15 protein-coding genes are annotated in these 14,009 nt (G+C 44.0%); 11 read left to right on the forward strand and 4 right to left on the reverse strand.

Annotated features, from left to right (window positions below):
- The 4 genes from B2248_RS06070 to ftsY form a co-directional block, all read right to left on the reverse strand.
- Nucleotides 1-264 (reverse strand): sigma factor (locus B2248_RS06070; protein WP_286722409.1); only part of this gene is annotated, 264 nt, incomplete at its 3' end.
- Between the two features lie 100 nt (nucleotides 265-364).
- On the reverse strand, nucleotides 365-1,291 hold the full coding sequence (gene ftsX, locus B2248_RS06075; protein WP_007145798.1) for a permease-like cell division protein FtsX: 927 nt from the start codon (nucleotides 1,289-1,291) through the stop codon (nucleotides 365-367).
- A 1-nt stretch (nucleotide 1,292) separates the two neighbouring features.
- Nucleotides 1,293-1,943 carry a cell division ATP-binding protein FtsE gene (gene ftsE, locus B2248_RS06080; RefSeq protein ID WP_007145797.1) on the reverse strand — a complete coding sequence of 217 codons (651 nt, stop codon included), beginning with the start codon at nucleotides 1,941-1,943 and terminating at the stop codon, nucleotides 1,293-1,295.
- On the reverse strand, nucleotides 1,940-3,010 hold the full coding sequence (ftsY, locus tag B2248_RS06085; protein WP_273182329.1) for a signal recognition particle-docking protein FtsY: 1,071 nt from the start codon (nucleotides 3,008-3,010) through the stop codon (nucleotides 1,940-1,942). The genes ftsE and ftsY overlap by 4 nt, the downstream gene beginning before the upstream one ends.
- A gap of 65 nt (nucleotides 3,011-3,075) precedes the next feature.
- Between ftsY and B2248_RS06090 the strand changes: the two genes are divergently transcribed.
- From B2248_RS06090 to B2248_RS06140, 11 genes are all read left to right on the forward strand, one after another.
- Nucleotides 3,076-4,443 carry a M16 family metallopeptidase gene (locus B2248_RS06090; protein ID WP_273182328.1) on the forward strand — a complete coding sequence of 456 codons (1,368 nt, stop codon included), beginning with the start codon at nucleotides 3,076-3,078 and terminating at the stop codon, nucleotides 4,441-4,443.
- Nucleotides 4,433-5,737 carry a M16 family metallopeptidase gene (locus B2248_RS06095; protein ID WP_273182326.1) on the forward strand — a complete coding sequence of 435 codons (1,305 nt, stop codon included), beginning with the start codon at nucleotides 4,433-4,435 and terminating at the stop codon, nucleotides 5,735-5,737. Before B2248_RS06090 ends, B2248_RS06095 begins: the two co-directional genes overlap by 11 nt.
- Entirely contained in the window at nucleotides 5,721-6,317 is a 597-nt protein-coding gene (gene rsmD / locus B2248_RS06100; protein ID WP_273182323.1) for a 16S rRNA (guanine(966)-N(2))-methyltransferase RsmD, read from the forward strand. Before B2248_RS06095 ends, rsmD begins: the two co-directional genes overlap by 17 nt.
- The gene (gene coaD / locus B2248_RS06105) at nucleotides 6,314-6,802 is read left to right on the forward strand and encodes a pantetheine-phosphate adenylyltransferase (RefSeq protein ID WP_007145792.1); all 489 of its coding nucleotides are present in this window, start codon (nucleotides 6,314-6,316) and stop codon (nucleotides 6,800-6,802) included. Before rsmD ends, coaD begins: the two co-directional genes overlap by 4 nt.
- Before the next feature lie 39 nt (nucleotides 6,803-6,841).
- Complete coding sequence (locus B2248_RS06110; RefSeq protein ID WP_007145791.1) at nucleotides 6,842-7,096, forward strand: YfhL family 4Fe-4S dicluster ferredoxin; 255 nt, start codon at nucleotides 6,842-6,844, stop codon at nucleotides 7,094-7,096.
- Nucleotides 7,097-7,247: 151 nt separating this feature from the next.
- Nucleotides 7,248-9,704, forward strand: a complete 2,457-nt coding sequence (gene leuS / locus B2248_RS06115; RefSeq protein WP_273182319.1) for a leucine--tRNA ligase — start codon at nucleotides 7,248-7,250, stop codon at nucleotides 9,702-9,704.
- A gap of 16 nt (nucleotides 9,705-9,720) precedes the next feature.
- On the forward strand, nucleotides 9,721-10,218 hold the full coding sequence (lptE, locus tag B2248_RS06120) for an LPS assembly lipoprotein LptE (protein ID WP_273182316.1): 498 nt from the start codon (nucleotides 9,721-9,723) through the stop codon (nucleotides 10,216-10,218).
- 3 nt (nucleotides 10,219-10,221) lie between these two features.
- The gene (gene holA, locus B2248_RS06125) at nucleotides 10,222-11,265 is read left to right on the forward strand and encodes a DNA polymerase III subunit delta (RefSeq protein WP_273182314.1); all 1,044 of its coding nucleotides are present in this window, start codon (nucleotides 10,222-10,224) and stop codon (nucleotides 11,263-11,265) included.
- Entirely contained in the window at nucleotides 11,266-12,522 is a 1,257-nt protein-coding gene (locus B2248_RS06130; protein ID WP_273182311.1) for a glutamate-5-semialdehyde dehydrogenase, read from the forward strand.
- Entirely contained in the window at nucleotides 12,503-13,177 is a 675-nt protein-coding gene (gene nadD, locus B2248_RS06135; RefSeq protein ID WP_273182310.1) for a nicotinate-nucleotide adenylyltransferase, read from the forward strand. The genes B2248_RS06130 and nadD overlap by 20 nt, the downstream gene beginning before the upstream one ends.
- On the forward strand, nucleotides 13,170-13,994 hold the full coding sequence (locus B2248_RS06140; RefSeq protein WP_273182308.1) for a YdcF family protein: 825 nt from the start codon (nucleotides 13,170-13,172) through the stop codon (nucleotides 13,992-13,994). The genes nadD and B2248_RS06140 overlap by 8 nt, the downstream gene beginning before the upstream one ends.
- Nucleotides 13,995-14,009 lie beyond the last annotated feature (15 nt).

Here is a 14,009-nt window from a genome sequence, read left to right on the forward strand (position 1 = left end):
CAGGCCGATGTTGCCTTCTTGAATTAAGTCGGCAACGGGTAGTCCGTAACCACTGTATCCTTTGGCAATACGAACTACAAAACGTAAGTGAGATAAGACCAACCGTTGGGCGGCTTTAAGATCACCTTCAGTTTGCAGGCGATTCGCAAGATCGTATTCTTCTTCCTCAGTTAATACAGGAATGGTATGCACAAGACTGGTGTAAGCATCTAAATTACCAATAGGTGCTAAAGCCATATCATATTGAGCTACATTCATTGTCATCTGTTCTTGTCTCCTGAGAGTCATTCCTTTAATCATAACACTAAAGCATTAATATCAACTATAAGAAGCTTATTTTTAGAAAAAGTTCCTGTATTTGCCACTATGTGGGTTCGATATCATTCAAGTGACGGCCAACGGCTAGCCATGCGCCCGACACCCCCAATAGAAGCCCAAAAAGTGGTAGAGACAGAAACATTTGTCCGAGCATCCACTGGAGTGAAAACTGGCTATCATAGAGGGCTGTTAACCTAGTGATAGGTCCATTAATAGCGAGTAAGGCTATTAGTAAAGTGAACCAGGCAATAGCTCCACCTAACAGGCCGTACCAAAATCCCGTGTATAGAAAAGGCCTTCTGACAAAAGCGTTAGTACCACCAACCAGTTTTATCACGCGTATTTCAGTTTGCCTGCTAAGAATGGCTAGACGAATCGTATTGCCAATAACTAACAGCACACTCAAAGATAATAGAGTTGCAAGAATAGTAATGCCTCGTTCACCTGTTTGATTAATCGTTTTTAGACGTTTCAGCCAAGCCATATCAAGCTGGGCTAAGTCAACTTCCTGCATGTTTTGTAAACGTTCGAGTAAACCTTGAATAGCTTCTTCGTGCTCTGTTTCAACGGGTTTAATGATAATGACCGGCGGTAAGGGATTCGTAGGTAGACTATCTAGAATCTCATCTAGCCCTGATAATTGCCGGAACTCCTGCAAAGATTGTTTGGCAGAATGGTAGTCAACAGCACTGATGTCTGGCCAGGCAAGTAACTGTTCAGCAAGTTGTTTACCACGCGCATCGTTTGTGTTTGGTTTCAGAAAGAGTGAAATTTGACTGGCATCATCCCATTGTCCAGCCACTTGCTCCACATTTTTCAGTAATACATACAAGCCGGCTGGAAGTGCTAGCGCTATGCCTATAACTAAAACCGTCATCACACTGGCGACAGGCGTTCTGGAGAGTTGCCCTAAACTATAGAGCATGACCTGTAAGTGTCTTAGAAAATAATTAGGTAAATTGAATGACAACATGTCAGGCAAGACGTCCTTGGTGTAGCGTGAGTTGGCGATAGGGCATCGTGCTGATCAGTTCGTGGTCATGGCTGGCAATGAATACTGTGACGCCAACCTGATTGAACTGTTCAAAGAGATGCATGATTTCTCTTGATAATTCAGGATCCAAATTACCAGTTGGCTCATCAGCAAGTAGCACTGGAGGTCTGTTCACAACCGCACGGGCGATACCGACACGTTGTTGTTCACCACCAGATAAAGCAATAGGCAGATTACGTTCTTTTCCCAGTAAGTTGACTTTATCCAGAGCCGCTCTAACTCGACGTCCAATCTCCCGATGATTTTCACCGGCTATAATCAATGGCAGTGCGACATTATCAAAAACAGTTCGGTCATGAAGCAGATTGTGATCCTGAAAGACTAAGCCAATTTTGCGTCGGTAATAAGGGACTTTCCATTTAGGCAGACGGGTGAGATTTTGGTTATTTACCCAGACTTGACCATGCGTGCTGCGTTCAATCAGTGCAATAAGTTTTAATAAGGTACTTTTACCTGCGCCAGAATGACCGGTGAGAAAAGCCATTTCACCTTTTTCGAGTTCAAAACTCAGGCCAGATAAAGCTTCATATTGATTGGTATAGCGTTTATAGACGTCAGTGAAACGGATCATTTAATCTCTTCTTTTCCCAACAAAGCATCAACAAAATCAGTGGCATTAAATGGACGTAGATCATCGATTTTTTCACCCACACCAATATAACGGATAGGCAATTTTGTTTTATTGGCAATGGCGAAAATAATACCGCCTTTGGCTGTGCCATCTAATTTGGTCAATGTAATGCCTGAAACACCAACAGATTGTTGAAATTGCTGTGCTTGCTGAAGTGCATTTTGTCCAGTACCTGCATCCAGCACGAGCATGACCTCATGAGGTGCTGTGTCATCCACTTTAGCCATGACACGTTTCACTTTTTTTAACTCTTCCATTAAATTGGACTGTGTATGCAGGCGGCCAGCGGTGTCAGCAATCAGAATATCCATATTTCTGGCTTTAGCGGCTTGTAATCCATCAAAAATGACAGAAGCCGAGTCAGCGCCGGTCTTTTGTGCGATAACCGGGATATTGTTACGCTCACCCCATACTTGTAACTGTTCTACCGCTGCTGCGCGGAAGGTATCACCAGCTGCCAGCATGACTTTTTTACCTTGCTGTTGGAATTGCTTAGCGAGTTTGCCGATGGTAGTGGTTTTGCCCACACCGTTTATTCCTACCATCAGAATCACATAGGGTCCATCAGTTTTTTCTGGTATTTCCAGTGGTTGACTACTTGGTTCAAGGATAGAAATCATATCCTCACGCATAGCGGCAAATAAGGCTTCTACGTCGTTTAATTGTTTGCGGGCCACGCGCTGAGTCAGATCAGTAATAATTCGTGTCGTTGCTTCAACACCAAGATCGGCTGTAAGAAGTTGAGTTTCAAGCTCTTCCAGCAGGTCATCATCAATGTTTTTACGACCTAAAATTAAGCTGGCGAAACCTTCAGTAAGTTTACTGCTGGTTCGGCTTAAGCCTTGTTTCAGACGACTAAAAAAACCGGGTTGCGGTACGTTATCTGTCTTTTCCTCTGCGGTTTCATCAGCAGGGGATAATTCTTGCGAATTATCAACAGTGTTATCTTCAGCAATAGAGGCGTCTGACGCGGGTGTTTTTGACTTTCTTTTAAGGAAACTAAACATATTCTCTGCTTGTCGTTAAACTTCGACGGTAAATCTTATCATGCGTTACAAAAAAAGAGATGCAGATGCTGAATATAAAAAAAATAGCCGGGCTTATTTTCTTCTTACCCACACTAGCTTTAGCCAATGTGAGTGAGTTTGAATTAGACAACGGCCTGAAGCTTATAGTGAAAGAAGACCATCGGGCACCTGTCGTCGTCTCTCAAGTCTGGTACAAGGTAGGGGCGAGCTATGAGCATGAAGGGATAACAGGGATTTCTCATATGCTGGAACACATGATGTTTAAAGGAACAAAGCATCTGGCACCGAACGAGTTCTCCCATATTATTGCTGAAAATGGGGGGGAGCAAAACGCCTTTACCGGCCAGGATTACACGGCTTATTTCCAAAAACTTCATAAAGATAGATTAGAAGTCAGTTTTAAGAATGAAGCCGATAGAATGCGCAATCTTGTTATTGATCCTGATGAGTTGAAAAAAGAACAGAAAGTTGTTGCGGAAGAGCGTCGGATGCGGACAGATGATAATCCGCAGGCTTTACTAAGAGAACGATTCGATGCCGCTGCATTTGTGAGTAGTCCTTATCATCGCCCCGTGATTGGTTGGATGAGCGATATCAATCACTATCAAGTCGATGATTTAAGAGTGTGGTATCAAAAGTGGTATGCACCGAATAATGCCACTGTTGTTGTGGTTGGTGATGTTTCACCAAAAGCGGTGCTGGCCTTGGCAAAGAAATATTTTGGGCCATTAAAGCCAGAAAAAGTCGCGACATTAAAACCGCAGGTTGAAGTGAATCAAAAAGGCATCCGTGAAATTGAAGTAAAAGCTCCTGCTGAGTTGCCGTATTTAATGATGGGCTGGAAGGTACCTTCGGTCACCACTGTTTCTAAAGAAAATGCATGGGAACCATATGCTCTGGAAGTGTTGGCAAATATCCTTGATGGCGGTAACAGCGCGAGATTTGCTAAACAGTTAGTACGTGAGCAGCAAGTCGCCTCAAGTGTTGGCGCAGGTAACAGTCTGTTTTCGCGACTTTCAGATTTATTCACTATTGCGGGCACTCCAGCTAATGGCAAGTCAGTAGATGAGCTGAAAAAAGCCATTATCGAACAAATTACTCAACTTAAAAATCAGCCTGTCAGTCATGAGGAGTTAGAGCGTGTGAAAGCTCAAGTTGTTGCTGATGCAGTCTATGAAAAAGATAGCGTGTTCTACCAGGCAATGCAGATTGGGATGCTGGAAACTATCGGTGTCGACTGGCGTGTAGGTGAACAATACGTCGATAACATTAAAACGGTTACTGCCGAGCAAGTGCAAGCCGTAGCAAATAAATATCTTACAAACGAACAACTAACGGTTGGTGAGTTAGTGCCATTACCTCTTGATGGTCGTCATCCTGTTTCATCTGCTGGAGGTCAGTATGTCCATTAAAAAATGGATTTTCGTTATCAGTTTATTGTTCAGTTCTAGCCTTTTTGCCAGTCCTGATATTGAGCACTGGATAACGAATAACGGCGCCAGAGTATATTTTGTGAATGCGCCTGAGTTACCCATGGTTGATGTGAATATTGTCTTTAATGCGGGTGCTGCTCGTGATGGTGAATATCCGGGACTGGCAAAGCTAACTAACGCTATGCTTGATGAGGGTGCTGCTGACTTGGATGCGGATGGAATTGCTGATACTTTCTCATCGGTTGGCGCAAACTACAGTGCTAGTTCTGAACGAGATATGGCCGTGTTGAGTCTGCGAACGCTAACGGAGAAAAAAGCGTTTGATACTGCACTGAATATGTTTGCTGAAGTAATAGCAAAACCGAGTTTCCCTGAATCGTCATTTCTTCGCATAAAACAGCAGTTATTAACCGCGTTACAGGCTGAAAAACAGTCTCCACAAAGCATCGCCACACGCACTTTCTTTCAGAAACTCTATGGTCAGCATCCCTATAGCCGAATGTCTGTGGGAGATACTGTTAGTGTAGAAAAAATTAATCTGGATGATTTAAAAGCGTTTTATCAGCAATATTATGTGGCGAAAAATGCAGTCGTAGTTATTGTTGGAGATGTCAGTAAACAGCAAGCCAATGAAATGGCAACCACCTTAACTAAGAACCTGAAAAGTGGAAACACAGCACCAGAGCTACCTGCAGTAACACCTCTGACTAAACAGCAAAAAGTCGTGTTACCGTTCCCGTCATCTCAAACCACGATTATGATGGGACAAATCGGCATGAGTCGGGACGACCCTGATTATTTTCCTTTGTATGTCGGTAATCACATCTTGGGCGGCAGCGGTCTAGTCTCGATGCTGAGTGATGAAATACGCGAAAAACGAGGACTGACTTACGGTGTTTATAGTTACTTTAGTCCCATGCAAAAAGCTGGACCGTATGTGTTTGGTTTGCAAACACGAAATGATCAAACTGAAGAAGCACTTCATGTACTAAAAGATACGCTAAATGCTTATATTAAAAACGGACCGACTGAAGCACAGTTGAAAGCAGCAAAACAAAACATCACAGGTGGGTTTGCCCTCAGAGTAGATAGTAATAGCAAGATCGCTGATTACCTTTCTATGATAGGCTTTTACGGATTGCCGCTGGATTATCTGGATAGCTTTAACGATAAAGTGAATGCCGTGACTGTGGCTGATATAAAAGACGCCTTTAAAAGGCGTGTTCACGCAGACAAAATGTTAACGGTATTAGTAGGTGGCGAAACAAAATAATAAAGCCAGAACTGGCGCTGGCACTCTTAGAATTATTGGCGGCATTTGGCGCGGTAGAAAATTAGGTTTTCCTGAAGTCGAAGGCTTGAGGCCAACCAGTGACCGTACCAGAGAAACGGTATTTAACTGGTTGCAGCCTCATATTGGCGCCAGTCGCTGTCTCGATTTGTTTGCTGGCAGTGGCGCATTAGGATTTGAAGCGGCATCGAGAGGTGCTGCTGAGGTGGTGCTGGTAGAAAATGACCGTCAGGCTTTTTTACAGCTTAAACAGAATGCTGAAGCCCTCCAGGCAGCCAATTGTCATATTGAAAATACATCTGCTGAGCAGGTTATTGGTGTGCTCGATAAATCGTTTGATATCGTGTTTATTGACCCACCATATCAGGCCGATTTATGGACAAAAACGGCATTTGCATTGTTGTCACATAATCTCTTGAGTGATGGAGCCATGATTTATCTCGAGTATCCGGCAAAGCATGACCTGCCTGATTTACCATCCGCTTGGTATTTATTGAAAGAAAAGAAAGCAGGTGATGTAAAATACTGCTTATTTGAATTTCATGCTGGAGAAGACGCTTGAGCACTGTTGCCATATATCCGGGTACATTTGACCCTATTACTTATGGGCATATTGATCTTATCAAGCGTGCTTCCCCCTTATTTGAGCGCATTATTGTGGCTGTGGCGATTAACCCTGGCAAGAAACCGATGTTTAGTCTTGATGAGCGGGTCGAATTAGTCAGAGAAACGACCAAAGGCATTGAGAACGTGGAAGTCTGCGGTTTTAAAGGTCTGTTAGTCAATGAAGCACTCAGTATGGGTGCCAATGTCATTATTCGTGGCTTACGAGCCGTCTCAGATTTTGAGTATGAATTACAATTGGCCACCATGAATCGCCGAATGCAATCAAAAGTGGAAACCTTGTTCTTAACGCCAGCGGAAAATTTAAGTTTTGTTTCTTCTACTTTGGTTAAAGAAATTGCTGTATTAGGTGGGGATGTCTCTGAATTTGTTGCCCCATGTGTACAAGAAGCTTTGAAACGCAAATTGCCTGCCCATAACTAACCGCGCTAAGATCATTATTGAATTTTACTGGAGTAAACCATGTCGCTGTTTATCACTGATGAATGTATCAACTGTGATGTCTGTGAACCAGAATGTCCTAATGGAGCTATTTCTCAAGGTGCTGAAATCTATGAGATAGATCCTGACTTATGTACTGAGTGTGTGGGCCACTTCGATACACCACAATGTGTTGAAGTTTGTCCGGTCGATTGCATACCAAAAGACCCGGATAATGAAGAAACACATGATCAGCTCTACGCAAAATATGAAACATTGATGGCGGCAGGAAAATAGCTGAAGCTGATATCCAACGTCATCATGAAATAGAGCAGCTGAACGAGCTGCTTTATTTTTTTAGCTAAACGAAACGACAGATTATTTTGAGCCTTACTGATGCTCTGAGTTATGCTTAGCGCTTTTCAAGTCCCTGATTTAAAGAGAATCCATGCAAAACGAATACCGTCCCGACCAAGTAGAATCGGCTGCACAGAAATACTGGCAGGAAAATAATAGCTTCCATGTTGTGGAAGATACTTCCAAAGAAAAATTCTATTGTTTGTCGATGTTTCCTTATCCTAGTGGGCAACTGCACATGGGGCATGTGCGTAACTACACCATTGGTGATGTGATTGCACGTTATCAGCGTATGCAAGGGAAAAATGTATTACAACCTATGGGCTGGGATGCTTTCGGTCTACCGGCAGAAAATGCAGCGATAAAAAATAAAGTAGCGCCTGCTTCATGGACGTATCAGAACATTGACTATATGCGTGGTCAGTTGCAGCGTTTAGGACTTGGTTATGACTGGCAACGTGAGTTAGCCACTTGCACACCACAATATTACCGTTGGGAACAATGGTTGTTTACCCGCTTGTTCGAAAAAGGCTTGGTTTACAAAAAAACGGCAGCAGTGAATTGGTGCCCACATGATCAGACGGTATTAGCCAATGAGCAAGTGATTGATGGCTGCTGTTGGCGCTGTGACACCAAAGTGGAACGTCGTGAAATTCCACAATGGTTTATGAAAATTACCGACTATGCCGATCAGTTACTTGCTGATTTAGACCAACTTGATGGTTGGCCAGAGCAGGTGAAAACCATGCAGGCGAATTGGATTGGACGTTCAGAAGGTGTGCAGATTCAATTTGATATGGTCGGCAGCAAGGAAACACTTGAGGTCTATACAACACGCCCGGATACCCTGATGGGAGTGAGCTATCTTGCGGTGGCAGCTGAACACCCGTTGGCGCTCAGAGCCGCCAATGATAATCCTATTCTGCAAACATTTATTGATGAATGCCGAAAAATGGAAACTTCTGAAGCGGCGATGGAAACCGCTGAGAAAAAAGGCGTGGATACGGGATTACTGGCTATTCATCCGGTAACGGGAGAACAAGTACCTGTCTGGGCGGCTAATTTTGTTTTGATGGGCTATGGTACTGGCGCAGTAATGTCTGTACCGGCTCATGATCAGCGTGACTTTGAGTTCGCACAAAAATATCAGTTGCCGATAAAACAAGTCATTAAGCCAGTAAACCAGCAAGAAATTGACTTAACAAAAGCCGCATTCACTGAAAAAGGTGAGTTGATCAACTCTAAACAATTTGATGGCTTAAAAGAGCAAGAAGCCTTTGATGCGATTGCTGATTTCCTAGTGAGTCAGAATAAAGGTGAGCGTCAAGTTAATTACAGACTTCGTGACTGGGGTGTGTCTCGTCAGCGTTATTGGGGAACGCCGATTCCGATTATCAATTGTGATGATTGTGGAGCTGTTGCCGTACCTGAACAGGATTTACCGGTCGTTTTACCTGAAGATGTGATTGTGGATGGTTCAGGTTCACCAATTAAATCCATGCCTGAGTTTTATGAGTGCAGCTGTCCTAAATGTGGCAAGCCTGCTCAGCGTGAAACCGATACCTTTGATACCTTCTTTGAATCCTCGTGGTATTTCGCCCGTTTCGCTTGTCCTGACAATAGCGAAGCGATGCTGGATGAAAGGGCAGATTATTGGTTACCTGTGGATCAATATATCGGTGGTATTGAGCATGCGGTTTTACATTTATTGTATGCGCGCTTTTTCCACAAACTGATGAGAGATGAAGGGCTGATTTCAGGAGATGAGCCATTTAAGAACCTGTTAACACAGGGCATGGTGCTGAAAGATGGTGCCAAAATGTCAAAATCGAAAGGTAATACTGTCGATCCGCAAGCCTTAATCGATCAGTATGGTGCGGATACATCACGTTTGTTTATGATGTTTGCAGCACCACCTGAAATGTCGCTGGAATGGTCTGACCAAGGGGTAGATGGTGCGAATCGTTTCCTCAGACGTCTGTGGCGTGCGGTGACTGAACATGCTGAACATGGCGTGGTTAAAGCGGGTGATTTAAGCGATTTATCTGAATCATTACAGGCTTTACGTCGTCAGGCACATCAGACATTGGCAAAGGTGAGTGATGATATTGGCCGTCGCCATACTTTCAACACAGCAATTGCCGCCGTGATGGAGTTGATGAATAGTCTCACTAAATTAAATGATGATAGTGAAAAAGCGCATGTCGTAATGCAGGAAGCACTTGAGCTGGTGGTACTGATGTTATCGCCGATTACCCCGCACATTTGTCATCATTTATGGCAAACTTTGGGGCATGACGAAGCTATTGTGAATGTCTCGTGGCCGACGATAGATGAGACAGCTTTAAAGCAAGACAAAATTGAGCTAATGGTTCAGGTGAATGGTAAATTGCGGGCCAAAATATCTGTGGCGGCCGATGCTGAACAAAAAGATGTCGAGGCGCTGGCTTTTGCTGATGAAAATGTACAGCGGTTCACGGATGGCAAAGAAGTACGTAAAGTGATTCTGGTACCAGGCCGTTTATTAAATATTGTGGTTGCCGGCTAAATTTAAGGATATGAAAATGAATCGTGTATTGATGAGTTTGATGACCGGTATTTTGATGCTGACACTGACAGCCTGTGGTTTTCATCTACGAGGTGAAGCTAATGTGCCCGAATCGTTAAAAACCATCTATATACAAGGTCTGAACATACGACAAGATTCATTTGGCTTGCAGCTAAAACGTGCCTTGACGCGCAATGGTATCCAGGTACTGGATACTTATAAAGAAGGTGCTGCTGTGATGACCGTTGTTGAAAATGTGTTTGATCAGAATGTACTGTCTGTTGGTTCAGATGCCAAAGTCACAGAGTATGAGTTGGAAACCCGTTTTTCTTTCAAAGTCTCTTCGCCAAGCGGTAAACCGATGAGTGATGTGATTACAGTTCAGGCCAGACGTGACTATCAGTTTGATCGTAATCAACTATTAGCTATGGACGAACAACAGACCGTTATTCGCGATGATTTGAATAAACAGATGGTTCAGAATGTGCTGAGACGCTTATCAGCACTGAAGTAAACCATGCGGATAAGACTGGAACAGTTAAGCAATCATTTATCGGCTTCATTAAAACCTGTTTATTTATTATTCGGGGAAGAAGCGCTTCTGATCGAAGAGTCGGCTGATATTATCCGTCAACATATTCGTCAGGCTGGGGCCAATGAACGCGAAGTATGGAGCGTTGAAGGTCGCTTTGATTGGGCACAAATTAAATGGCAGGAACAAAGCTTATCTTTATTTGCTAGTCAGCGTTTGATCGAAATCCGTCTGCCTTCCGGAAGCCCTGGCAAGGAGGGCGGTGAGGCTCTACGCAAGTTTGCAGCCAACCCACCACAAGATACAACACTGTTAATTATCAGTGGCAAAATTGATGCCCGATCACAAAAAGCGAAATGGTTTACTGAGCTGGATAATCTTGGAGTGACACTGCCGATATGGCCTGTTGCTCTGGCTCAACTTCCACAGTGGGTCGCACAACGAATGCAAGCAAAGGGACTGAGGGCTGATCTTAAAATTGCTACACTTATTGCAGAACGAGTGGAAGGTAACTTGTTTGCTGCAGCACAAGAAATTGAAAAGCTTTCCTTGCTGAGTCTTGATGGTCAAATTGATGAAGCTTTGGTGTTGGCATCAGTCGCTGACAATGCCAAGTTTGAGGCTTTTGGACTTATGGATGCTGTATTTGCAGGACAGTATGCAAGAATCCCACGTATAATAGCCCGTTTACGCGCCGAAGGTGTTGATATTCTGGCTGTTTTTTCTGCGGTAAATTGGTCATTACAGCGTGTGGTTGATATGGCTGCTCAAGTGGCTGCAGGCGAACAGATTGAACGTGTCTTTGCTTCTCAAAAACCTCCTGTTTGGGATAAAAACAAAGCGGTAATGCGACAAGCTATCGAACGCTATAACCACAGTCGCTGGCAGTTCTTCTTACAGCAAATGTCTGACATCGACCAGGCTGCGAAAGGGATAACAAAAAACTGTTCTTGGCGTCTTTTGGAAACACTTTGTTTGAGTGCTTCTGGCATAGACATAAAAACCAATATATTGGAAAGGAGTGCTTAATTGAACGTTGTTGAGTACATGCACACATTAGGTCACCAGGCTCGGCTAGCCAGTCGCAAGCTCGCGAGCGCGGGTACAGATATTAAAAACCGAGCACTGCTGGCGATAGCGACAGATATTCGTGCTCATGCCGAAGTATTAAAGCAGGAAAATGCCCGTGACTTGAAGTCAGGGCAAGAGAAAGGACTGGATGCTGCTTTATTAGATCGCCTGACATTAACGGATGCTCGCATCGAATCGATGGCTGAAGGCTTGGAGCAAATTGCCGCTTTGGCTGATCCTGTCGGTGAAGTGAGTGATATGACGTATCGCCCTTCAGGCATTCAATTAGGCAAAATGCGTGTGCCTCTTGGAGTCGTTGGCATTATTTACGAGTCACGTCCGAATGTAACCGCTGATGCCGCTGCATTATGTCTGAAATCAGGTAATGCGACTATTTTGCGTGGTGGTAGTGAGGCGATTCATTCTAATCAAGCGATTGCTGCATGCATTAAACGAGGTTTGAACCTGGTTGGTTTACCTGAGACAGTTATTCAAGTCGTTGAAACCACTGACCGTGACGCTGTAGGCGCCTTGATTACCATGTCACAATATGTGGACGTAATCGTGCCAAGAGGCGGTAAAGGCTTGATCGAACGTATCAGCCAAGATGCCAGAGTGCCTGTTATTAAACATCTGGATGGTATTTGTCATGTCTATATCGACAAAGGTGCTGATCTGGATATGGCTGAAACCATAGCGATCAACGCAAAATGCCATCGTTATGGCGTGTGTAATGCGATGGAAACATTGCTTGTAGCGGCTGATGAAGCGAATGCCATTTTGCCTCGTTTAGCCGTGAAATACGCTGAAGAAGGTGTTGAGTTAAGAGGCTGTGAGAGCACTTTACAGATTTTGACTGATATCAATAAAGCAACAGCCGAAGATTGGGATACTGAGTACTTGGCCCCTATCTTATCAATTAAAATTGTCGATGATATTGATGAAGCAATAGCGCATATCAACAGGCATAGTTCGGGTCATACTGAGTCCATTATCACTCAGGACTATCAGCGTTCAAGACAATTCCTGGCTGAGGTGGATTCCAGCTCGGTGATGGTTAATGCATCAACACGTTTTGCTGACGGATTTGAGTACGGGCTTGGCGCTGAAATTGGTATTTCGACAGATAAAATTCATGCTCGCGGTCCAGTAGGGCTTGAAGGTTTGACGTCACAAAAATGGATAGTATTGGGTAGTGGTCAAATCAGAAAATAAACCGGCAATTGGGATTTTAGGCGGCACTTTTGATCCTGTTCACTTTGGTCATTTACGTACCGGGGTAGATGTCGTTGAGCAGTTAAGCCTGGATCAGCTACGCCTAATCCCGTGTGCCATACCGCCGCATCGTATCGAACCCATTGCCAATGCAAAACAGCGCCGTATGATGTTGGAACTGGCGATCAAGAACCATCCCAAACTGCTTGTTGATGATCGTGAACTGAGCAGGGAAGGGCCTTCCTATACGGTTGATACCTTGTTAAGCCTGCGAGAAGATTTCCCCGACACGCCACTATTTTTATTAATGGGAACCGATGCGTTTTGTAGCTTACCCAGTTGGTCACGGTGGCAGGACATCATTGATTTAGCACATATTGTCGTGATGCAGCGGGCCGATGAGGCGTTCTTATTAAGCGATGAACTTCAGGCTTTTTATGATAAACATCAAGCTGAACCGGCGGATATTGAATTAAACGCGGGAAAAATTTGGTCGGTGCCTGTGACACAAATGTCGATTTCCGCTACCGCGATTCGTGAGGCATTAGAACAAGGTCGGGATGTACGTTATCTTTTACCGGATGCCGTGATCAGCCTGATTGAGCAATTAGGTCTTTACTCTCAAATATCATCAACTTCAGCAACAGATGGATAATCTGTTTTTTGTTTTATCGAAACTGGTGTGGGGATTACTCAGCCCGACAAGCTTAATGGTCTGGCTGCTTGTTTTTGTCACGTTGCTGCTCTGGCTCAATTACGTTCGACAGGCTAAAAAAATACTACTCTTGATGAGTATTGTGTCGTTTATCGTGATGGGCTATCCGGTCGGTGATTATTTAATACACCCTTTGGAAACCCGTTTTTCGGTACCAGAACAAATCCCTGAACCCTTAGCAGGCATTATTATGCTGGGTGGTGCAGAACAATTAAAATTATCGGACAGTTGGCATGCGGCACAGGTTGGCGATGGCGCGGAACGAATTTTACAAACCGCTGAGTTAGCACAACAGTATCCAACATTGCCGATAATTGTGACTGGTGGTAGTAATTTGGTACAGATGCAACATCTAGATAGTGAAGGACAAGTTGCTAAGAAGCTGCTTTCGCAGGCGGGGGTGGAGCCAGCACGAGTAATTATTGAAACGCAGGCGCGTAATACCTATGAGAATTTCCAAAAAATAAAACCATTACTTCCGAAACCCGCTGGCAGATACATACTGGTCACATCAGCTTTTCATATGCCCAGAGCGGTAGGTGTCGCTAAGCAACAGCATATCAATGTGATTCCATACCCAGTGGATTACCGGAGTGACAAACCCAATAATCGCTATTGGGATTTTGATTTATCAGCACATCTGGCGGTGTTGGAAACAGCCTGCCATGAATGGCTTGGCCTGGTGGTTTATTACGCCACCGGAAAAACACAAAGTTGGTTTCCGCAAGCAACTGTAAGCGTTGATAAAAAAGATTAATTGATACGTAATAAT

Source organism: Methylophaga sp. UBA2012, assembly GCF_002335235.1.
Taxonomy (GTDB): domain Bacteria; phylum Pseudomonadota; class Gammaproteobacteria; order Nitrosococcales; family Methylophagaceae; genus Methylophaga; species Methylophaga thalassica.

Bases quoted from the DNA above. Each gene is read 5' to 3' on its own strand.
- ftsX (WP_007145798.1), bottom strand. From the start codon at position 1,291: ATGTTGTCATTCAATTTACCTAATTATTTTCTAAGACACTTACAGGTC.
- ftsE (WP_007145797.1), bottom strand. From the start codon at position 1,943: ATGATCCGTTTCACTGACGTCTATAAACGCTATACCAATCAATATGAA.
- ftsY (WP_273182329.1), bottom strand. From the start codon at position 3,010: ATGTTTAGTTTCCTTAAAAGAAAGTCAAAAACACCCGCGTCAGACGCC.
- B2248_RS06090 (WP_273182328.1), top strand. From the start codon at position 3,076: ATGCTGAATATAAAAAAAATAGCCGGGCTTATTTTCTTCTTACCCACA.
- B2248_RS06095 (WP_273182326.1), top strand. From the start codon at position 4,433: ATGTCCATTAAAAAATGGATTTTCGTTATCAGTTTATTGTTCAGTTCT.
- B2248_RS06110 (WP_007145791.1), top strand. From the start codon at position 6,842: ATGTCGCTGTTTATCACTGATGAATGTATCAACTGTGATGTCTGTGAA.
- leuS (WP_273182319.1), top strand. From the start codon at position 7,248: ATGCAAAACGAATACCGTCCCGACCAAGTAGAATCGGCTGCACAGAAA.
- lptE (WP_273182316.1), top strand. From the start codon at position 9,721: ATGAATCGTGTATTGATGAGTTTGATGACCGGTATTTTGATGCTGACA.
- holA (WP_273182314.1), top strand. From the start codon at position 10,222: ATGCGGATAAGACTGGAACAGTTAAGCAATCATTTATCGGCTTCATTA.
- B2248_RS06140 (WP_273182308.1), top strand. From the start codon at position 13,170: ATGGATAATCTGTTTTTTGTTTTATCGAAACTGGTGTGGGGATTACTC.